Consider the following 17,121-nt stretch of genomic DNA (forward strand, 5'->3'; position numbering starts at 1 on the left):
TGTGGGTTCAGCATTCACTGATCAGAGGTTCATTGCATGACGAACCCGTTCGACTGCATCCGTTAGCCGCCCCAGCGAAACAATAGGACGGCCGTGATGTATCAGATCACCATGATCCAAATGCGTCTCATGCATGCTGTTGGCCAATCCAGTCTGATCGGATGGGCTGTCGCCCGGAGCGGCATCGAGATGCGCCAGCATTACCAAATTATTCATGACCAGGTTCTCCATCAAAGACGCGCCTCTCACATCAGTGGCATCGATTTCATAGAGGTAATATTCCCGACTACCTGTGGCTGCATAAAATAGTGCCCCCTCAAGGGTTTCAGACACAATCAGGGCATCTCCGCTGATCATCTTTGCAACACCTGTGAATTCCTCCGAAGCAGTGAATCCATCCCGAAGTACTTCATCAGGTTCTCTCTGGTCTGCGCGGTAGACTTTTCCGCCAAAATTGTCCCTGAAAATCAAACCTCTGCTGTTCCAGTCGAAACGCAGTTGAGGGGCAGCTCCGTTCAAGAGCTTGAGAATAGTCTTCTGATCTTCTGTCGGGGGCGGCGGGCTATCGGGGCTTCCGGGATTTCCGGGACTTTCTGGGGAGGACTCACCTGGCGAGTCTTGGCTCTGAGGTGATTCCGGCGACTGTTGATCATCCATCGGCTCATCATCGTCTAGTTCAGGAGGCGCAAAGCTGACCGCCGGGAGGCCATAATTGAGTCTCAAGCCCGGCTCGTTGTCCAGATACTGCTCAAGTGCACTGTCCATCGAAATCTCATCGGTGTTACGCCACATGCGCCCGTCGGGATCAATTCTGCCGATCGGGTTGTTTCCACAGAATCCATAGAGATTCAGACCATCGCTAGCGCCAGATGGATCCGGATTCAGCCAACGCTGCCACCACGCCACGTAATACCTGAACCCGTAATAATAAAGCCCCGTCGCATCGCGCTCTTTCCCCGAATAGCGCAGCGTTTTATAACTCGCTTCAACTTCCCCGCGCCCGGCAAACCAGGACGTGGTACCGAACGGGTGATAGCGCTCGTGGCTGATCATCTGACCTGCGCCGTCGAGTTCCAGCGTGCATGACCCCAGATGATCGCTCAGGCTGTATCGCTGCTGATCGTGGACAATGTCTTTGGGTGGCTCGGACTCCCAGTGCAATACCTGCACACTGCTGCGCCCGGCCTGGACGCTGATCACCTGCAACACTTCACCCGTACCGCTATGGGTGCGGATTTGCAGATTCGGCAAGTAACGAACTTCAGCAGTCAGCGTTCGGGCATGGCTCTGGGTCGAGCGCACTTTGCGCAGGCGCATGCCGTCAGCGCCGTAGACGTAACGCTCGCTATCGTCTGCGCCGGGATCACGCTCAACCGGTCGCACTTCGCGCAACTGGTTGCGCAGGTCCCAGTCCAGCAACTGCCCCGGTTGCAGGCTGAGCAAATTGCCGTTGTCATCGAAGCCCTTGCGAAACTCGTTCTCATCCGGTTCCACGCCATTAACCACTGGTAAACAGCGGTTGCTTTGCGCGGCGGCGAGCAGACGATGGCCATGGTTTTGCGGACCTTCGTGGGTCAACTCCAGCAGGTTGCCTGCGCGGTCATAGCGGTAGGTCTGGGTGTAATGGGCGCAGGCTGCGGGATCGTTGAAAGACGAAAACCGCGGACCCTGATTGGGGCCGCCGGTTTCCCATCCCGTCGCTTTGATCAACTGATAGAGAGTGTCATAAACGTAGCAGATGGTCGGTTCGATTCGCTGGTTTGCGAAGTAGCGGATGGGCAGGGCAGCGTCTTCGATGCTCAGAACATTGCCCACCGGGTCGTAGGCATAACGCAAGTCTTGCAGGACGTCGTTGCCGCGTTGGCTTTGCAGCCGGGTCAGACGACCGTCTTCGGGCGAGTATTGCCGCGAGGTAACGATGCCGTTGCCAGCGACCTCTCGTTCAGTGAGGCCCTGCGCGTTGTACTGGATGGCGCTGACCAGAGTTTTTGGTGCGCAACCCTTTTCCAGTTGCAGGCGGACCTCGCGTAATTGGCCATCGCGGTTCTGACTAAAATATTGATGGTTGCCCATGGCGTCTGTCTGCTGAATGGACGTGCCCAGCGCATTGAAAACCGAGCGGCTGGTGGCACCGGCACCGGTCTCAAGCAACAAGTCGCGCTCGGCCACAAGTGCGGGCCAGTCGGGGGAGTCCAGTACGCGCAGAAAATGCCGGGTTTGCTCTAAAACCTCACCCGTCAGGCCTGACTGCGCAAATAACCGCATGCCCGCCGGATCATCGTGACGAATCAGTTGCCCGCACTGGTTGCGTGCGGCGATTGCCTGGTTGCTGCCACCATAACTATACCGCTCCGTGCACAACGGTTCGCCATCCAGTGCCTGCTCGAACAGCGCCCTGGGTCGCAGTTGCCTGTCATATTCGATTCGACGGTGACTGCCCCGGCCATCCCAGCCATGAACAAGCTGATTGGCTTCCCCCAGCAGGCTGGCTCGCCACCCGGCATCGACGCTGAGCGTACTCAGCACCTGGCCGGACAGCGAGTAAAATATGGCCAGGCTGGCGCGCGCCGAGGCATCAGTCATCAATCGTGGATCGCGCTTTGCCACAAGCCATCCGCACGCGTCATGATGCTGCTGTGTGATCAGCGCTTCGGCTTCGACACTATGGCGCCAGTACGCAATCTGCCGCACCGGCAAGCCGCGACCGTCGATAACTGTCATGCTCGGCGTATTCGAATCCCTGTTCAAGAACTTGTCCCCCCGGTTCCTTCGCCATTGTTCGGTGGTGGTCCAAACAGGTCGTTCTCATCAACGGCCTCGGTGTACCCAGGTGCGGTAATGCAGCACTCAGCGTAACGACTTCAATTGCGGCGGATTGCCTTGCAGCATTTCTGCCAGCACCGTCTCGGTGGGCGGTCGGCCCGCCGCGTCTTAGAACTGTTGATCGTAAAAGGCGTGCCCCGCAAGGAGTGATCATTGATGTAACGCGGCGGGGGATGCAGATGCGTGGCCGGCGCTGCCAGAGGAGGCGGCATTGGTGTATGGCAGGCAGAGTCAAACTAGCGACAATGGATAGCGATGTCAGCTGTCAAAGATGACAGTTGAGGGCGGATGAATAGAACCTATAGTTCCTGGTAGTTTGGTTTATTAGAGGTTTTCATGCCGCGCTAGAGTGGATCATTCAGCTCATATCCCAATCGTCTCTCAATACCGCAGCGGATGCATTTCAACGTAAGAGCTGTCGAGTGAAACGAGGCTGTGGTCTTTCAATGTTGAAGCAAAAAAAACGGCACCCGAAGGTGCCGTTTTTGTACCACGCAATGCAGCTAACTCATCAACCCGCCAACCCGGACTGCTGAACCAGTGTCAGCAACGGCTGTGGATACACACCCAGGAAGAACGCAACCAAAGCAATCGCCAGCAGCATCACGCCGCCTGCCTTCTGTTCCCAATGCAGTTGCGCATCGTGGCGGCGCAGGTTCGGCTCGATCAGGTACAGGGTGACCATCACGCGCAGGTAGTAGAAGACGCCGATGGCGCTGCCCAATACCAGCGAACCGACCAGCCACCATTGCTGCGACTCGACGCCGGTGGCGATGATGTAGAATTTGCCGATAAAGCCTGCGGTCAGCGGGATGCCGGCCAGGGACAGCATCATCACGGTCAGCACGGCGGTCAGGTACGGACGGCGCCAGAACAGGCCGCGGTATTCGTACAGGGCATCGGCGTCGCGGCCGTTGTACGGCGAGGACATCAGCGTGATCACGCCGAATGCGCCGAGGCTGGTGATCACGTAGGTGACCAGGTACACGCCGATCGCTTCCACGGCCAGACCCTTGCTCGCCACCAGGGCGATCAGCAGGTAACCGAAGTGAGCGATGGACGAGTAACCCAGCAGACGCTTGAGGTTGCTTTGCGTCAGGGCCAGCAGGTTGCCGAACAGGATCGACGCGATGGCGATGACGGTCAGCACGTCGCTCAGTACACCGCTGCTGGCAGCAGGGGAGATCTGGAACAGACGCACCATCACCGCAAACACCGCGACTTTCGAGGCGGTCGCCAGGAACGCTGCCACCGGTGCCGGAGCACCTTCGTAGACGTCCGGGGTCCAGAGGTGGAACGGTACCAGCGACAACTTGAACGCCAGACCGATCAACATCATGCCCAGGCCCATCTGCGCCAGGGAGCTTGGCAGGCCGGTGGTCGCCAGCGCTTGACCGATGCCGGTGAAGCTCAGGCTGCCGGAATCGGCGTAGAGCAGGGCCATACCGAACAACAGGAACGCAGAACCGGCGGCCGACAGCACCATGTACTTGATGCCGGCTTCCAGCGAACGCTTGTTGAAGAAGGCATAGGCCACCAGACCGTAAACCGGTACCGAGAGCAGCTCTAGACCGATGAACAACCCCGCCAGGTGCTGCGCGCTGACCAGAACCAGGCCGCCGAGGGCGGACATCAGGATCAGCAGGTAAAGTTCTTCACGGTTGCCCGGGTAACCCGAACCGCCATCGCCGAGGTAGGCGTGGGCGAGGGTCACACAGGCGAGGGTGGCGACCAGGATCAGCGCCATGTACAGGCAGGCAAAGGTGTCGATCTGCAGCAATGGGGTCACGGCCAATGGCGCGACTTTCAAGGCAGGCAGGATCGACAGCAGCGCCAGGTTCAGACCTGCCACGGAAATCAGGAAGGTCTGCGAGTGGTTGCGGCGCCAGGCGATCGCCAGCATCACCACGATGATCGTGATGGTGGTGATGAGCAGCGGCGCCAGCGCGATAAAGTGTTGAGTCGTGAATTCCATAGCGCTCTTACCGGGCCGAAGCGAGTTGAGAGAAGGCGGTGCCGAGCCATTGCTGCACGCCATGCATCGTCGCAGCAGAGGTATCGAGGAACGGTTGCGGGTACACGCCGAGATAAATCAGCAGCACCGCCAGCCCGACCACCATGATCATTTCGCGTCCGTCCATACCGTGCATGACCGCGTCCGATTTGGCCGGACCGAAGTACGCGCGGTGGATCATGATCAGCGAGTAGACCGAACCGAAAACCAGACCCGTCGTGGCGATGATGGTGATCCATGGCGCGGCGGCAAAGCTGCCCATCAGGATCAGGAATTCACCCACGAAGTTACCAGTGCCCGGCAAGCCCAGCGAAGCGGCGGCGAAGAACAGGCTGAGTGCCGGCAGGTAAGCGATCTTCGACCACAAACCACCCATTTCACGCATGTCGCGGGTATGAGTGCGCTCGTACAACTGACCACTGAGGATAAACAGTGCTGCGGCGGAAACACCGTGCGCGAGCATCTGCATCACCGCGCCCTGCAAGGCCAGCTGGCTGCCGGAGTAGATGCCGATCAGCACGAAACCCATGTGGGAAACGGACGAGAAGGCGATCAGACGCTTGATGTCGGTTTGTGCGAACGCCAGGAACGCGCCGTAGAAAATCCCGATCAGACCGAGGGTCATGGCGATCGGCGCAAACTCGGCCGAGGCATTCGGGAACAGCGGCAGGGCAAAACGCAGCAAGCCGTAGGCCGCCGTCTTCAACAGGATACCGGCCAGGTCGACCGAACCGGCCGTTGGCGCCTGGGCGTGAGCGTCAGGCAACCACGAGTGGAACGGCACGACCGGCAGCTTCACCGCGAAAGCGATGAAGAAACCGAGCATGAGGATGTACTCGGTGGTCAGCGACATCTTGGTTTTCAACAGATCGGCGTAGTTGAAGGTGATCACGCCGGTGTCGTTGAAGTTGACCAGCACCAGACCGAGGATCGCCACCAGCATGATCAGGCCGGAAGCCTGAGTGAAGATGAAGAACTTGGTTGCTGCGTAGATCCGGGTTTTCTTGCCGTCCGAAGAACTGTGACCCCAGAGCGCGATGAGGAAATACATCGGCACCAGCATCATTTCCCAGAAGAAGAAGAACATGAACAGGTCGAGGGCGAGGAACACGCCGACAACGCCGCCCAGGATCCACATCAGGTTCAAGTGGAAGAAGCCAACGTGACGTTGAATTTCTTTCCACGAGCACAGTACCGAGAGGATACCCAGCAGACCGGTCAGCATGATCATCAACAGCGACAGGCCGTCGAGGGCCAAATGCACGCTGATGCCGAACCGCGCGATCCAGATGTGCTTGAACTCAAGCGCCCAGGTCGGATCGGCGCCAGGCGCCGGGGCAAATGAATAGTTGCCGGTTGCCCACAGCCAGAGGCCGATGGCGAGCAACAGGGACATGGTGATCAGCGCAATCCAGCGGGGCAGGGTAGCGCCGAAGCGCTCACCCATCCAGCACAGCAGGCCGCCGATGAAGGGGATCAGGATTAGCCAAGGCAGAATCATGACGGGCTCAATTCCTTTCGCAAGTTCGCAAGGTTCATATTCAGACCGCTACCAGCACGATGGCGCCGATGACCAGCACGGAGCCGGCTGCCATCGATGCCGCGTACCAACGCAGTTGACCGGTTTCGGTACGGCTAAGGGCGTTGTGACCGCCTTTGGCCATACGCGGGATCAGACCGATGGTCTGGTCGAGCGGGTCTTTGCGCAGTACGTGGCTGATCGCAAGGTATGGCTTGACGAACAGTTTGTCGTAGATCCAGTCGAAGCCCCAGGCAGCGAACCACCAGGCCGAAAGGAAGCGGCCGATGCCGCTGTTGGCGATTGCAGTGACAAAACGACGCTTGCCGAGGAACAGCAGCGCGGCCAGCAGGATACCGGCCAGGGCAATGGCGCCCGAAGCGATTTCCAGACTGTGCTTGGCATCGCCGCCGGCGTGCCCGACGCTTTGCGGCAGCACACCGTGCAGCGGCGGAACGATCATCGCGCCGATGACGGTGGACAACACGATCAGCACCGACAATGGCAGCCAGTGAGCGATGCCGTGACCTGCGTGGGCTTCAGTCTTCGCTTCACCGTGGAACGCGATGAAGATCAGGCGGAAGGTGTACAGCGAGGTCATGAACGCACCGACCAGACCTGCGTAAAGCAGACCGTGGTTGCCGCTGGCGAACGCTTCCCAGAGGATTTCGTCCTTGGAGTAGAAGCCTGCAGTGACCAATGGCAGGGCAGACAATGCCGCGCCGCCGACGATGAAGCTGGCGTAGGCCAGTGGCAGTTTCTTCCACAGGCCGCCCATCTTGAAGATGTTCTGCTCGTGGTGGCAGGCAACGATCACCGCACCGGACGCAAGGAACAGCAGCGCCTTGAAGAAGGCGTGGGTCATCAGGTGGAAGATCGCACCATCCCACGCACCCACGCCCAGCGCCAGGAACATATAGCCGATCTGGCTCATGGTCGAGTAGGCGAGGATGCGTTTGATGTCGGTCTGCACCAGTGCGGCAAAACCGGCCAGGACCAGGGTCACGCCACCAACAATTCCCACTAGATGCAGAATGTCCGGGGCCAGCGTAAACAGACCGTGGGTACGGGCGATCAGGTAAACACCGGCGGTTACCATGGTCGCGGCGTGAATCAGTGCCGACACCGGGGTAGGGCCGGCCATCGCATCCGCCAGCCAGGTTTGCAGCGGCAGTTGCGCCGATTTACCGACAGCGCCGCCCAGCAGCATCAAGGTGGCCATGACCATCCAGAAGTCGCCGGCCTGGAATTTCTGCGGTGCCAGCACCAGCAGTTCCTGGATGTTCAGCGTGCCCAGTTGCTGGAACAGGATGAACAGGCCGATGGCCATGAACACGTCGCCGATGCGGGTCACGATGAAGGCTTTGAGTGCGGCGTTACCGTTGTTGCGGTTGCTGTAGTAGAAACCGATCAACAGGTACGAGCACAGGCCCACGCCTTCCCAGCCGAAGTACAGGAACAACAGGTTATCGCCGAGAATCAGGAACAGCATGCTGGCAATAAACAGGTTGGTGTAGGCGAAGAAGCGCGAGTAGCCCGCTTCACCGCGCATGTACCACGACGCGAACAGGTGAATCAGGAAGCCGACGCCCACCACCACACCCAGCATGGTCACGGACAGGCCATCCAGGTACAGCGCGAAGTTCGGCGTGAAGCCTTCCACCGCCATCCACTGCCACAACACCTGGGTGTAGTGGCCGCCTTCCGGCGGGGCAACGTTGAACTGCCAGATCACATAAGCGGTGACGAGCGCAGACAGGCCGATGGAGCCGACGCCGATCAACGCGGCAAGGTTTTCCGAGAAGCGTCCCCGAGAGAACGACAGCAGCAGGAAACCTATGAGAGGGAATACGAAAGTCAGATAGAGAAGATTCATCCGCGCATCTCGCTGGCAGCGTCGATATCGAGAGTGTGGAAGCGGCGATACAGCTGCAACAGAATCGCCAGGCCAATACTGGCCTCGGCGGCCGCGAGGCTGATCACCAGGATGAACATGATCTGTCCATCCGGCTGACCCCAACGGCTACCGGCAACAATGAAGGCCAGTGCGGAGGCATTCATCATGATCTCCAGGCTCATCAGCACGAAAAGAATGTTGCGGCGGACCATCAGGCCGACCAGACCGAGGCAGAACAGGATGCCGGCGACCGCCAGACCATGCTCCAAAGGGATAGCAGGCATCGTCATTGCTCCTTGGCTTCGTTACGGCCGAGATGGAACGCCGTCACGGCTGCAGCGAGCAGCAGCATCGAGGCGAGTTCGACCACCAGCAGATACGGACCGAACAGGCTGATGCCCACGGCCTTGGCGTCTACGGTGGTGTGGCCGATGGCCTGACCGCTTTGATCGCTGAACAGCACGTACAGCAGTTCAACCAGCAGCAAGGTGCCGAGGATCACCGGGCCGAGCCAGATGCCTGGCTTGAGCCACACGCGTTCCTGCTGAACCGAGGCCGGGCCGAGGTTCAGCATCATCACCACGAACACGAACAGCACCATAATGGCGCCAGCGTAGGCGATCACTTCCAGCACACCGGCAAAGGGTGCGCCAAGGGCGAAAAACGTCATCGCCACGGCAATCAGCGAAATGATCAGGTAGAGCAGGGCGTGCACAGGGTTGGTGTGAGTGATCACGCGAAGCGTGGAAACCACAGCGATACCCGATGCGAAATAGAAAGCGAATTCCATCTTTCTTCCTTAAGGCAGCAAGCTCTTCACGTTGATCGGTTCGGCTTCATTTTGCGCGGCGCCTTTCGGCTTCCCGGCAATCGCCATACCTGCAACACGATAGAAGTTGTAATCAGGGTTTTTGCCGGGGCCGGAGATCAGCAGATCTTCTTTCTCGTAAACCAGGTCCTGACGTTTGAACTCGGCCATTTCGAAATCCGGTGTCAGCTGGATTGCGGTGGTCGGGCAGGCTTCCTCGCAGAGGCCGCAGAAAATGCAGCGCGAGAAGTTGATGCGGAAGAAGTCCGGGTACCAGCGACCGTCTTCGGTTTCGGCTTTCTGCAGCGAGATGCAGCCCACCGGGCACGCCACTGCGCACAGGTTGCAGGCTACACAACGCTCTTCGCCATCAGGGTCGCGGGTCAGGACGATACGGCCACGGTAACGCGGCGGCAGGTAAACCTGCTCTTCCGGGTACTGCAGCGTGTCGCGCTTGCGGAAGGCATGGCCGAAAATCATCACCAGGCTGCGAAGCTGGGTGAAGAAGCCATGCACGATGTCAATTATGTACTTCATGATTCTCTATCCTCACTGAGCCGCGACGGCGGGCGTGTTGAGCAACACGATCGCAGCGGTCACCAGCATGTTGACGAGGGTCAGCGGCAGGCAGAACTTCCAGCTGAAATCCATCACTTGGTCATACCGTGGGCGCGGAATCGAGGCGCGCAACAGGATGAAGATCATGATGAAGAACGCGGTTTTCAGCGCGAACCAGATGAATGGGATCTGCGGCAGAATGCCGAACGGGCCATGCCAGCCACCGAAGAACAAGGTCACCAGCAGCGCCGAAATCAGCACGATGCCAATGTACTCGCCAACGAAGAACATGCCCCATTTCATGCCGGCGTATTCAATGTGGTAACCGTCGGCCAGTTCCTGCTCCGCTTCCGGCTGGTCGAACGGGTGACGGTGAGTCACGGCGACGCCGGCGATGAAGAAGGTCAGGAAACCGAAGATCTGCGGGATGATGAACCATAGGTTCTGCGCTTGATATTCAACGATGTCGCGCATGTTGAACGAGCCGACCTGGATCACGATGCCCATCAGCGACAGGCCCATGAACACTTCGTACGACACGGTCTGTGCCGAGGCCCGCAAGCTGCCCAGCAGGGCGAACTTGTTGTTGCTCGACCAGCCAGCGAACAGCACCGCGTAGACCGACAGACCGGCCATGGCGAAGAAGAACAGGATGCCGATGTTGATGTCCGCCACGCCCCAGGTCGGGGTGATCGGGATGATCGCGAAGGCAATCAGCAGGGCGCTCATCGCCACCACCGGTGCCAGGGTGAAGATCATCTTGTCGGCGAACGGCGGCGTCCAGTCTTCCTTGAAGAACATCTTGATCATGTCGGCCGCGATCTGGAACGCGCCGAACGGGCCGACGCGGTTCGGACCGTAACGGTCCTGCCAGAGGGCGAGCAGACGGCGCTCGACCCAGCTGAGCAGCGCGCCGCACACCACAACGGCGAGCAGAATCACGATGGCCTTGAGGACCGCGATGATCACGTCAATCACTTCAGGCGTGAACCAGGTCATTGAGCTGCCTCCTGCAGACCGTCAACGGATTTGCCGAAAATCGCTGGCGGAATACCGGCGATGCCCGCAGGCAATGCCACCAGACCGGCGCCCAGCTCTTCGTTGATGCGCAGCGGCAGACGCAGGGTCTGGCCGGCAACGTTCAGGCTCAGCAGCGCGCCGTCATTGACGCCCAGGCGATCGGCTTCGGATTTGGCCAGCGACACATAAGCGGCAGGGATGCGTTCCTGAACCGGTGCGGCTTTCGAAGAATTTTCTTCGCTGCCGAACAGGTGGAAGAACGGCACGACCTGCCAGGTGCCCGGTGCCGGGTTGAACGCACGCGGTACGGCGGCAAACCAGTTCAGCGAATCACCGTTGCTTTCGATCAGGCGGGTGCCCGGGTCGCCAGCGCGGATGTGACCACCGACTTCGTCCTGGAACTTGTTCCACGCTTGCGGCGAGTTCCAGCCCGGAGACCAGGCAAACGGCACTTGCTGACGCGGTTCAACCGAGCCCGAGTAACCTTCCATCGAGAAGTTGAACGCGGTGTCGTTGTCCTGCGGCGTACGCGGTTCATGCACGCTGATGTCGGCGCGCATGGCAGTACGCCCGGAATAACGCAGCGGTTCACGGGCCAGTTTCATGCCCTTGATGCGGAACGCGGCCGACGGTGCAGCGTCGACGATGCGCGCCAGTTGCGGCGTGCTCGAAGCGACGGCAGCGGTGACGTGATCCAGCTGGGTCCAGTCGATCGGTTGGTTCAGCAGGGTCGCACGCAGGGCATGCAGCCAGCGCCAGCCTTCGTGAACCAGGATGCTCGCGTCCATGTATTTCGGATCGAACACCTGGAAGAAGCGCTGGGCGCGGCCTTCCTGGCTGACCAGCGTACCGTCGCCTTCGGCGAAGCTCGCGGCGGGCAGAACCAGGTGCGCGCGATCGCTGGTGGCGGTTTTCTGATGGTCGGCGACGATCAGCACTTTCGCAGCGTTCAGGGCAGCATCGACCTTGGCCTTGTCCGTGCGGGTGTACAGGTCGTTTTCCAGCACGACGAGGGCATCAGCCTTGCCGTCGATCACGGCTTGCAACGCGTCGTCAACCGAATCACCACCGAGCATGGCCAGGCCGAGGCTGTTGGCTTCTGGCACGATCAGGCTGATGGAACCGTTCTTCTCGCGCAGCTTCAGTGCTTTGGCGATGTTGGCGGCCGCTTCGATCAGCGCCTTGGAACCCAGCGAGGTACCGGCGATGATCAGCGGACGTTTGGCCGCGAGCAGGGCGTCGGCAATGCGCTGAGCCAGGTCGAGGGCTTCCGTGTCCAGGCCTTCGACCGCTGGGGCGCTGGCGTCGAGGGCGTGCGCCACGGCGAAACCGATGCGGGCCAGATCGTCAGGTGCAGCGTGTACGCATTCTTCGGCAATATCGTCGAGCTTGGTTTCAGCCAGGCTGGCGATGAACAGCGGGTTCAGCGCGTGCTGACCGATGTTCTTCACCGCAGCATCCAGCCACGGCTGAACGCGCATCGCGTCGGCCATGTCTTCGGCTTTGCCCTTGACCGATTGACGCAGGGACAACGCCATGCGCGCAGCGGTCTGGGTCAGGTCTTCGCCGAGGACGAAGATCGCGTCGTGGTCTTCGATGTCGCGCATGTTCGGGATCGGCAGCGGGCTGTCTTTCAGCACCTGCATGACCAGACGAATACGCGCCAACTCCCCGGCTTCGATACCGGAGTAGAAGTGCTCGGCGCCGACCAGCTCGCGCAACGCGTAGTTGCTCTCGAGGCTGGCGCGCGGCGAACCAATGCCGACGATATTGCGACCGCGCAGCAGGTCGGCGGCTTTATCCAGCGCTTGGTCGAGGCTCAGTTTGGCACCGTCGGCCAGCAATGGCTGACGTGGCCGGTCTTCGCGGTTGACATAGCCATAGCCGAAACGGCCACGGTCGCACAGGAAGTACTGGTTGACCGAACCGTTGAAGCGGTTTTCGATCCGGCGCAGTTCACCGTAGCGCTCGCCCGGGGAGATGTTGCAACCGCTGGAGCAGCCATGGCAGATGCTCGGCGAGAACTGCATGTCCCACTTGCGGTTGTAGCGCTCGGAGTGAGTCTTGTCGGTGAACACACCGGTCGGGCAGACCTCGGTGAGGTTGCCGGAGAACTCGCTTTCGAGGGTGCCGTCTTCAACGCGACCGAAGTACACGTTGTCGTGGGCGCCGAATACGCCGAGGTCGGTGCCGCCGGCGTAGTCCTTATAGAAGCGCACGCAGCGGTAGCAAGCGATGCAGCGGTTCATCTCGTGGGAAATGAACGGGCCCAGTTGCTGATTCTGGTGAGTGCGCTTGGTAAAGCGATAACGGCGCTCGTTGTGGCCGGTCATCACCGTCATGTCTTGCAGGTGGCAATGACCGCCTTCCTCACAGACCGGGCAGTCGTGCGGGTGGTTGGTCATCAGCCATTCGACGACGCTGGCGCGAAATACCTTCGCCTCTTCGTCGTCGATGGAGATCCAGCTGCCGTCGGTGGCAGGAGTCATGCAGGACATGACGATCCGACCACGCTTGTCGTTCTCGTCGGTGTACTGCTTGACCGCGCACTGGCGGCAAGCGCCAACGCTGCCTAGGGCTGGGTGCCAGCAGAAATACGGGATATCGAGGCCTAGCGACAGACATGCCTGTAACAGGTTGTCTGCCCCGTCGACTTCGAGCTCTTTGCCGTCTACGTGGATAGTGGCCATGGTTCAAAGTTCTTCGTTGGCCCGGTGTCAGCGGGCGTGGCTAATGGAATCTTGTTGTTCGGACGAATCAAAACAGCCCGTCAAAGGCGTCATCGAACGACAAGGCGAAGGGCACGGACCCTTCGCCTGGTTAAGCATTTACACGCCGACCATGGTTGGCGTTACCACTTGATGGAGGTCGCCTGCGCGGGTTGGCGCGATGCCGGCCTCGAACTCGTGGCGGAAGTATTTGATTGCGCTGCCCAACGGCTCCACGGCGCCCGGTGCGTGAGCACAGAACGTCTTGCCCGGGCCGAGGAAACCGACCAGACCCAGCAGGGTCTCGATGTCGCCAGCCTGACCTTCGCCGTTTTCGATGGCGCGCAGCAGCTTGACGCTCCACGGCAAACCGTCACGGCACGGGGTGCAGAAGCCGCACGACTCACGGGAGAAGAACTCTTCCATGTTGCGCAGCAGGGAAACCATGTTGACGCTGTCGTCCACCGCCATGGCCAGGCCGGTACCCATCCGGGTGCCCACCTTGGCGATGCCGCCGGCATACATTTGTGCGTCGAGGTGTTCCGGCAAGAGGAAACCGGTACCGGCGCCGCCTGGCTGCCAGGCCTTGAGGGTGAAGCCGTCGCGCATGCCGCCGGCGTAGTCTTCGAACAGCTCGCGACCGGTGACGCCGAACGGCAATTCCCACAGGCCGGGGTTCTTGACCTTGCCGGAGAAGCCCATGAGCTTGGTACCCATGTCTTCACTGCCTTCACGGGCCAACGATTTGTACCAGTCAACGCCGTCGGCAATGATCGCCGGCACGTTGCACAGGGTTTCCACGTTGTTCACGCAAGTCGGCTTGCCCCACACGCCAACAGCGGCAGGGAAGGGCGGCTTGGAGCGCGGGTTGGCGCGGCGTCCTTCGAGGGAGTTGATCAGCGCGGTTTCTTCACCGCAGATGTAACGCCCGGCGCCGGTGTGGACGAACAGCTCGAAATCGAAGCCGCTGCCCAGGATATTTTTACCCAGCAGGCCTGCGGCCTTGGCTTCTTCCACGGCACGGGTCAGGTGCTTGGCGGCAGTGGTGTATTCGCCACGCAGGAAGATGTAGCCACGGTAGGTTTTCAGCGCGCGGGCACTGATCAGCATGCCTTCGATCAGCAGATGCGGCAGTTGCTCCATCAGCATGCGGTCTTTCCAGGTGTTCGGTTCCATCTCGTCCGCATTGCACAGCAGGTAGCGGATGTTGATGGATTCGTCTTTGGGCATCAGGCCCCACTTCACGCCCGTGGGGAAGCCTGCACCGCCGCGACCTTTGAGGCCGGCGTCTTTCACGGTCTGGACGATATCGTCCTGGGCCATGTCAGAGAAAGCCTTGCGCGCAGCGGCGTAACCGTTCTTGGCCTGATACTCGTCGAGCCACACAGCCTCGCCGTCGTCACGCAGGCGCCAGGTCAGCGGATGAGTCTCGGCCGAACGCTTGATGCGGTTGGCAGGACCAAAGGAAGTCAGGGTCATACGTAGCCCTCGAGCAGTGTGGCAACGCCGGCAGGCTGCACATCACCGAAAGTGTCGTCGTCGATCATCAACGCCGGCGCCTTGTCGCAGTTGCCGAGGCAGCAGACCGGCAGCAGCGTGAAACGACCGTCGGCGGTAGTCTGGCCGAGGCCGATGCCGAGTTTGCTCTGGATTTCGCTGACCACCGATTCATGGCCGCCGATGTAGCAGACCATGCTGTCGCAGACGCGAATGATGTGGCGGCCAACCGGCTGACGGAAGATCTGGCTGTAGAAAGTCGCCACGCCTTCAACGTCGCTCGCCGGGATGCCGAGGATCTCGCCGATCGCGTAGAGCGCGCCATCGGGCACCCAGCCACGTTCCTTCTGGACGATCTTCAAGGCTTCGATCGACGCCGCGCGCGGGTCTTCGTAGTGATGCAACTCGTGCTCGATGGCCGAGCGCTCGGTTTCACTGAGGGTGAAACGGTCTGTCTGGATAAGCGTGCTGTTCATGCTTAGCGGTCCACGTCGGCCATAACGAAATCGATACTACCCAGGTACGCAATCAAGTCCGCGACCATGCTGCCTTTGATCACCGAAGGGATCTGCTGCAGGTGCGGGAAGCTTGGGGTACGAATCCGGGTGCGGTAGCTCATGGTGCCGCCATCGCTCGTCAGGTAATAACTGTTGATGCCCTTGGTCGCTTCGATCATCTGGAAAGATTCGTTGGCCGGCATGACCGGGCCCCACGAAACTTGCAGGAAGTGCGTGATCAGGGTCTCGATGTGCTGCAGCGTGCGCTCTTTCGGTGGCGGCGTGGTCAGCGGGTGATCCGCCTTGTACGGGCCTTCCGGCATGTTGCGCATGCACTGCTCGATGATCTTGATGCTCTGGCGCATCTCTTCCACGCGCACGATGCAACGATCGTAGGCATCGCCATTGGCGGCCAGCGGCACTTCGAATTCGAAATTCTCGTAGCCGGAATACGGGCGCGCTTTACGCAGGTCGAAGTCGCAACCGGTCGAACGCAAGCCAGCACCGGTGACGCCCCATTCCAGGGCTTCCTTGGTGTTGTAGGCGGCGACGCCGATAGTCCGGCCTTTGAGGATGCTGTTGTCGAGAGCGGCTTTCTGGTATTCGTCCAGACGCTTTGGCATCCACTCGACGAAGTCTTTCACCAGCTTTTCCCAGCCGCGTGGCAGGTCATGCGCGACGCCGCCGATGCGGTACCAGGCCGGGTGCAGACGGAAACCGGTAATCGCTTCGATCACCGTGTACGCCTTTTGACGATCGGTGAAAGTGAAGAACACCGGAGTCATGGCGCCGACGTCCTGGATGTAAGTACCCAGGAACAGCAGGTGGCTGGTGATCCGGAAGAACTCGGCCATCATGATGCGGATGACGTCGACCTTCTCGGGCACCTTGATGCCGGCCAGCTTCTCGACCGAGAGCACGTAAGGCAGGTTGTTCATCACGCCGCCGAGGTAGTCGATACGGTCGGTGTACGGAATGAAGCTGTGCCACGACTGACGCTCGGCCATCTTCTCGGCGCCACGGTGGTGGTAACCAACGTCCGGCACGCAGTCGACGATCTCTTCACCGTCCAGCTGCAGAATGATGCGGAATGCACCGTGCGCTGAAGGGTGGTTAGGGCCGAGGTTGAGGAACATGTAGTCCTCGTTCGCCCCGGAACGCTTCATGCCCCAGTCTTCAGGCTTGAAGCGCGCGGCTTCTTCCTCAAGCTGCTGCTTGGCCAGCGTCAGGCTGTACGGATCGAATTCGGTAGCGCGGGCCGGGAAGTCCTTGCGCAGCGGGTGACCTTCCCAGGTTGGCGGCATCATGATGCGGGTCAGGTGCGGGTGGCCGGCAAAGTTGATGCCGTACATGTCCCACACTTCACGCTCGTACCAGTTGGCGTTGGGCCACAGACCGGTAACGGTTGGCACGTTCAGATCGCTCTCGGACAAAGCGACCTTGATCATCACGTCACTGTTACGTTCGATCGACATCAGGTGATAGAACACGGTGAAGTCGGCGCCGCTTGGCAGCCCTTGACGCTTGGTGCGCAGACGCTCGTCCACACCGTGCAGGTCATAGAGCATGACGTACGGCTTGGGCAGGTTGCGCAGGAAGGTCAGGACTTCGACGAGTTTGGCGCGGGCAACCCAAAGCACCGGCATGCCGGTGCGGGTAGGCTGGGCGCTGAACGCCTCGGGGCCAAATCGGTTGTTCAGTTCGACGACCACATCCTGGTCGTCTGCCTTGTAAGGCGGGATGTACAGAGCACTGCCTGTAGTCATGGTTATTTATCGCT

At 60.2% G+C, this 17,121-nt stretch carries 12 protein-coding genes; all 12 read right to left on the reverse strand.

All coding sequences use genetic code 11. The features are described from left to right. Window positions 1-21: 21 nt before the first annotated feature. Window positions 22-2,748 (reverse strand): RHS repeat domain-containing protein, encoded by a 2,727-nt coding sequence (locus DU29_RS0123700; protein ID WP_028623947.1) that lies wholly within the window; start codon window positions 2,746-2,748, stop codon window positions 22-24. A gap of 586 nt (window positions 2,749-3,334) precedes the next feature. Beyond that, entirely contained in the window at window positions 3,335-4,798 is a 1,464-nt protein-coding gene (nuoN, locus tag DU29_RS0123705; protein ID WP_028623948.1) for an NADH-quinone oxidoreductase subunit NuoN, read from the reverse strand. Between the two features lie 7 nt (window positions 4,799-4,805). Beyond that, the gene (nuoM, locus tag DU29_RS0123710; RefSeq protein ID WP_028623949.1) at window positions 4,806-6,338 is read right to left on the reverse strand and encodes an NADH-quinone oxidoreductase subunit M; all 1,533 of its coding nucleotides are present in this window, start codon (window positions 6,336-6,338) and stop codon (window positions 4,806-4,808) included. A 40-nt stretch (window positions 6,339-6,378) separates the two neighbouring features. Then, window positions 6,379-8,232 carry an NADH-quinone oxidoreductase subunit L gene (gene nuoL / locus DU29_RS0123715; RefSeq protein WP_028623950.1) on the reverse strand — a complete coding sequence of 618 codons (1,854 nt, stop codon included), beginning with the start codon at window positions 8,230-8,232 and terminating at the stop codon, window positions 6,379-6,381. Further along, entirely contained in the window at window positions 8,229-8,537 is a 309-nt protein-coding gene (gene nuoK, locus DU29_RS0123720) for an NADH-quinone oxidoreductase subunit NuoK (RefSeq protein WP_010458852.1), read from the reverse strand. The genes nuoL and nuoK overlap by 4 nt, the downstream gene beginning before the upstream one ends. A gap of 2 nt (window positions 8,538-8,539) precedes the next feature. Beyond that, window positions 8,540-9,043: an NADH-quinone oxidoreductase subunit J gene (nuoJ, locus tag DU29_RS0123725; RefSeq protein WP_028623951.1), complete on the reverse strand. Its 504-nt coding sequence runs from the start codon at window positions 9,041-9,043 to the stop codon at window positions 8,540-8,542. A 9-nt stretch (window positions 9,044-9,052) separates the two neighbouring features. Next, complete coding sequence (gene nuoI, locus DU29_RS0123730) at window positions 9,053-9,601, reverse strand: NADH-quinone oxidoreductase subunit NuoI (RefSeq protein WP_028623952.1); 549 nt, start codon at window positions 9,599-9,601, stop codon at window positions 9,053-9,055. A 9-nt stretch (window positions 9,602-9,610) separates the two neighbouring features. Next, on the reverse strand, window positions 9,611-10,618 hold the full coding sequence (nuoH, locus tag DU29_RS0123735) for an NADH-quinone oxidoreductase subunit NuoH (RefSeq protein ID WP_028623953.1): 1,008 nt from the start codon (window positions 10,616-10,618) through the stop codon (window positions 9,611-9,613). Further along, a complete protein-coding gene (gene nuoG, locus DU29_RS0123740) occupies window positions 10,615-13,329 on the reverse strand; it encodes an NADH-quinone oxidoreductase subunit NuoG (RefSeq protein WP_028623954.1) in 2,715 nt (904 codons plus the stop codon). Before nuoG ends, nuoH begins: the two co-directional genes overlap by 4 nt. A 138-nt stretch (window positions 13,330-13,467) precedes the next feature. Beyond that, complete coding sequence (gene nuoF / locus DU29_RS0123745) at window positions 13,468-14,826, reverse strand: NADH-quinone oxidoreductase subunit NuoF (protein WP_028623955.1); 1,359 nt, start codon at window positions 14,824-14,826, stop codon at window positions 13,468-13,470. Next, window positions 14,823-15,320 (reverse strand): NADH-quinone oxidoreductase subunit NuoE, encoded by a 498-nt coding sequence (gene nuoE, locus DU29_RS0123750; RefSeq protein WP_028623956.1) that lies wholly within the window; start codon window positions 15,318-15,320, stop codon window positions 14,823-14,825. Before nuoE ends, nuoF begins: the two co-directional genes overlap by 4 nt. A gap of 2 nt (window positions 15,321-15,322) precedes the next feature. Beyond that, a complete protein-coding gene (gene nuoC / locus DU29_RS0123755; protein WP_028623957.1) occupies window positions 15,323-17,107 on the reverse strand; it encodes an NADH-quinone oxidoreductase subunit C/D in 1,785 nt (594 codons plus the stop codon). Between the last annotated feature and the right edge of the window lie 14 nt (window positions 17,108-17,121).

The sequence above is a fragment of the Pseudomonas sp. Ant30-3 genome (assembly GCF_000690905.1).
Taxonomy (GTDB): Bacteria; Pseudomonadota; Gammaproteobacteria; order Pseudomonadales; family Pseudomonadaceae; genus Aquipseudomonas.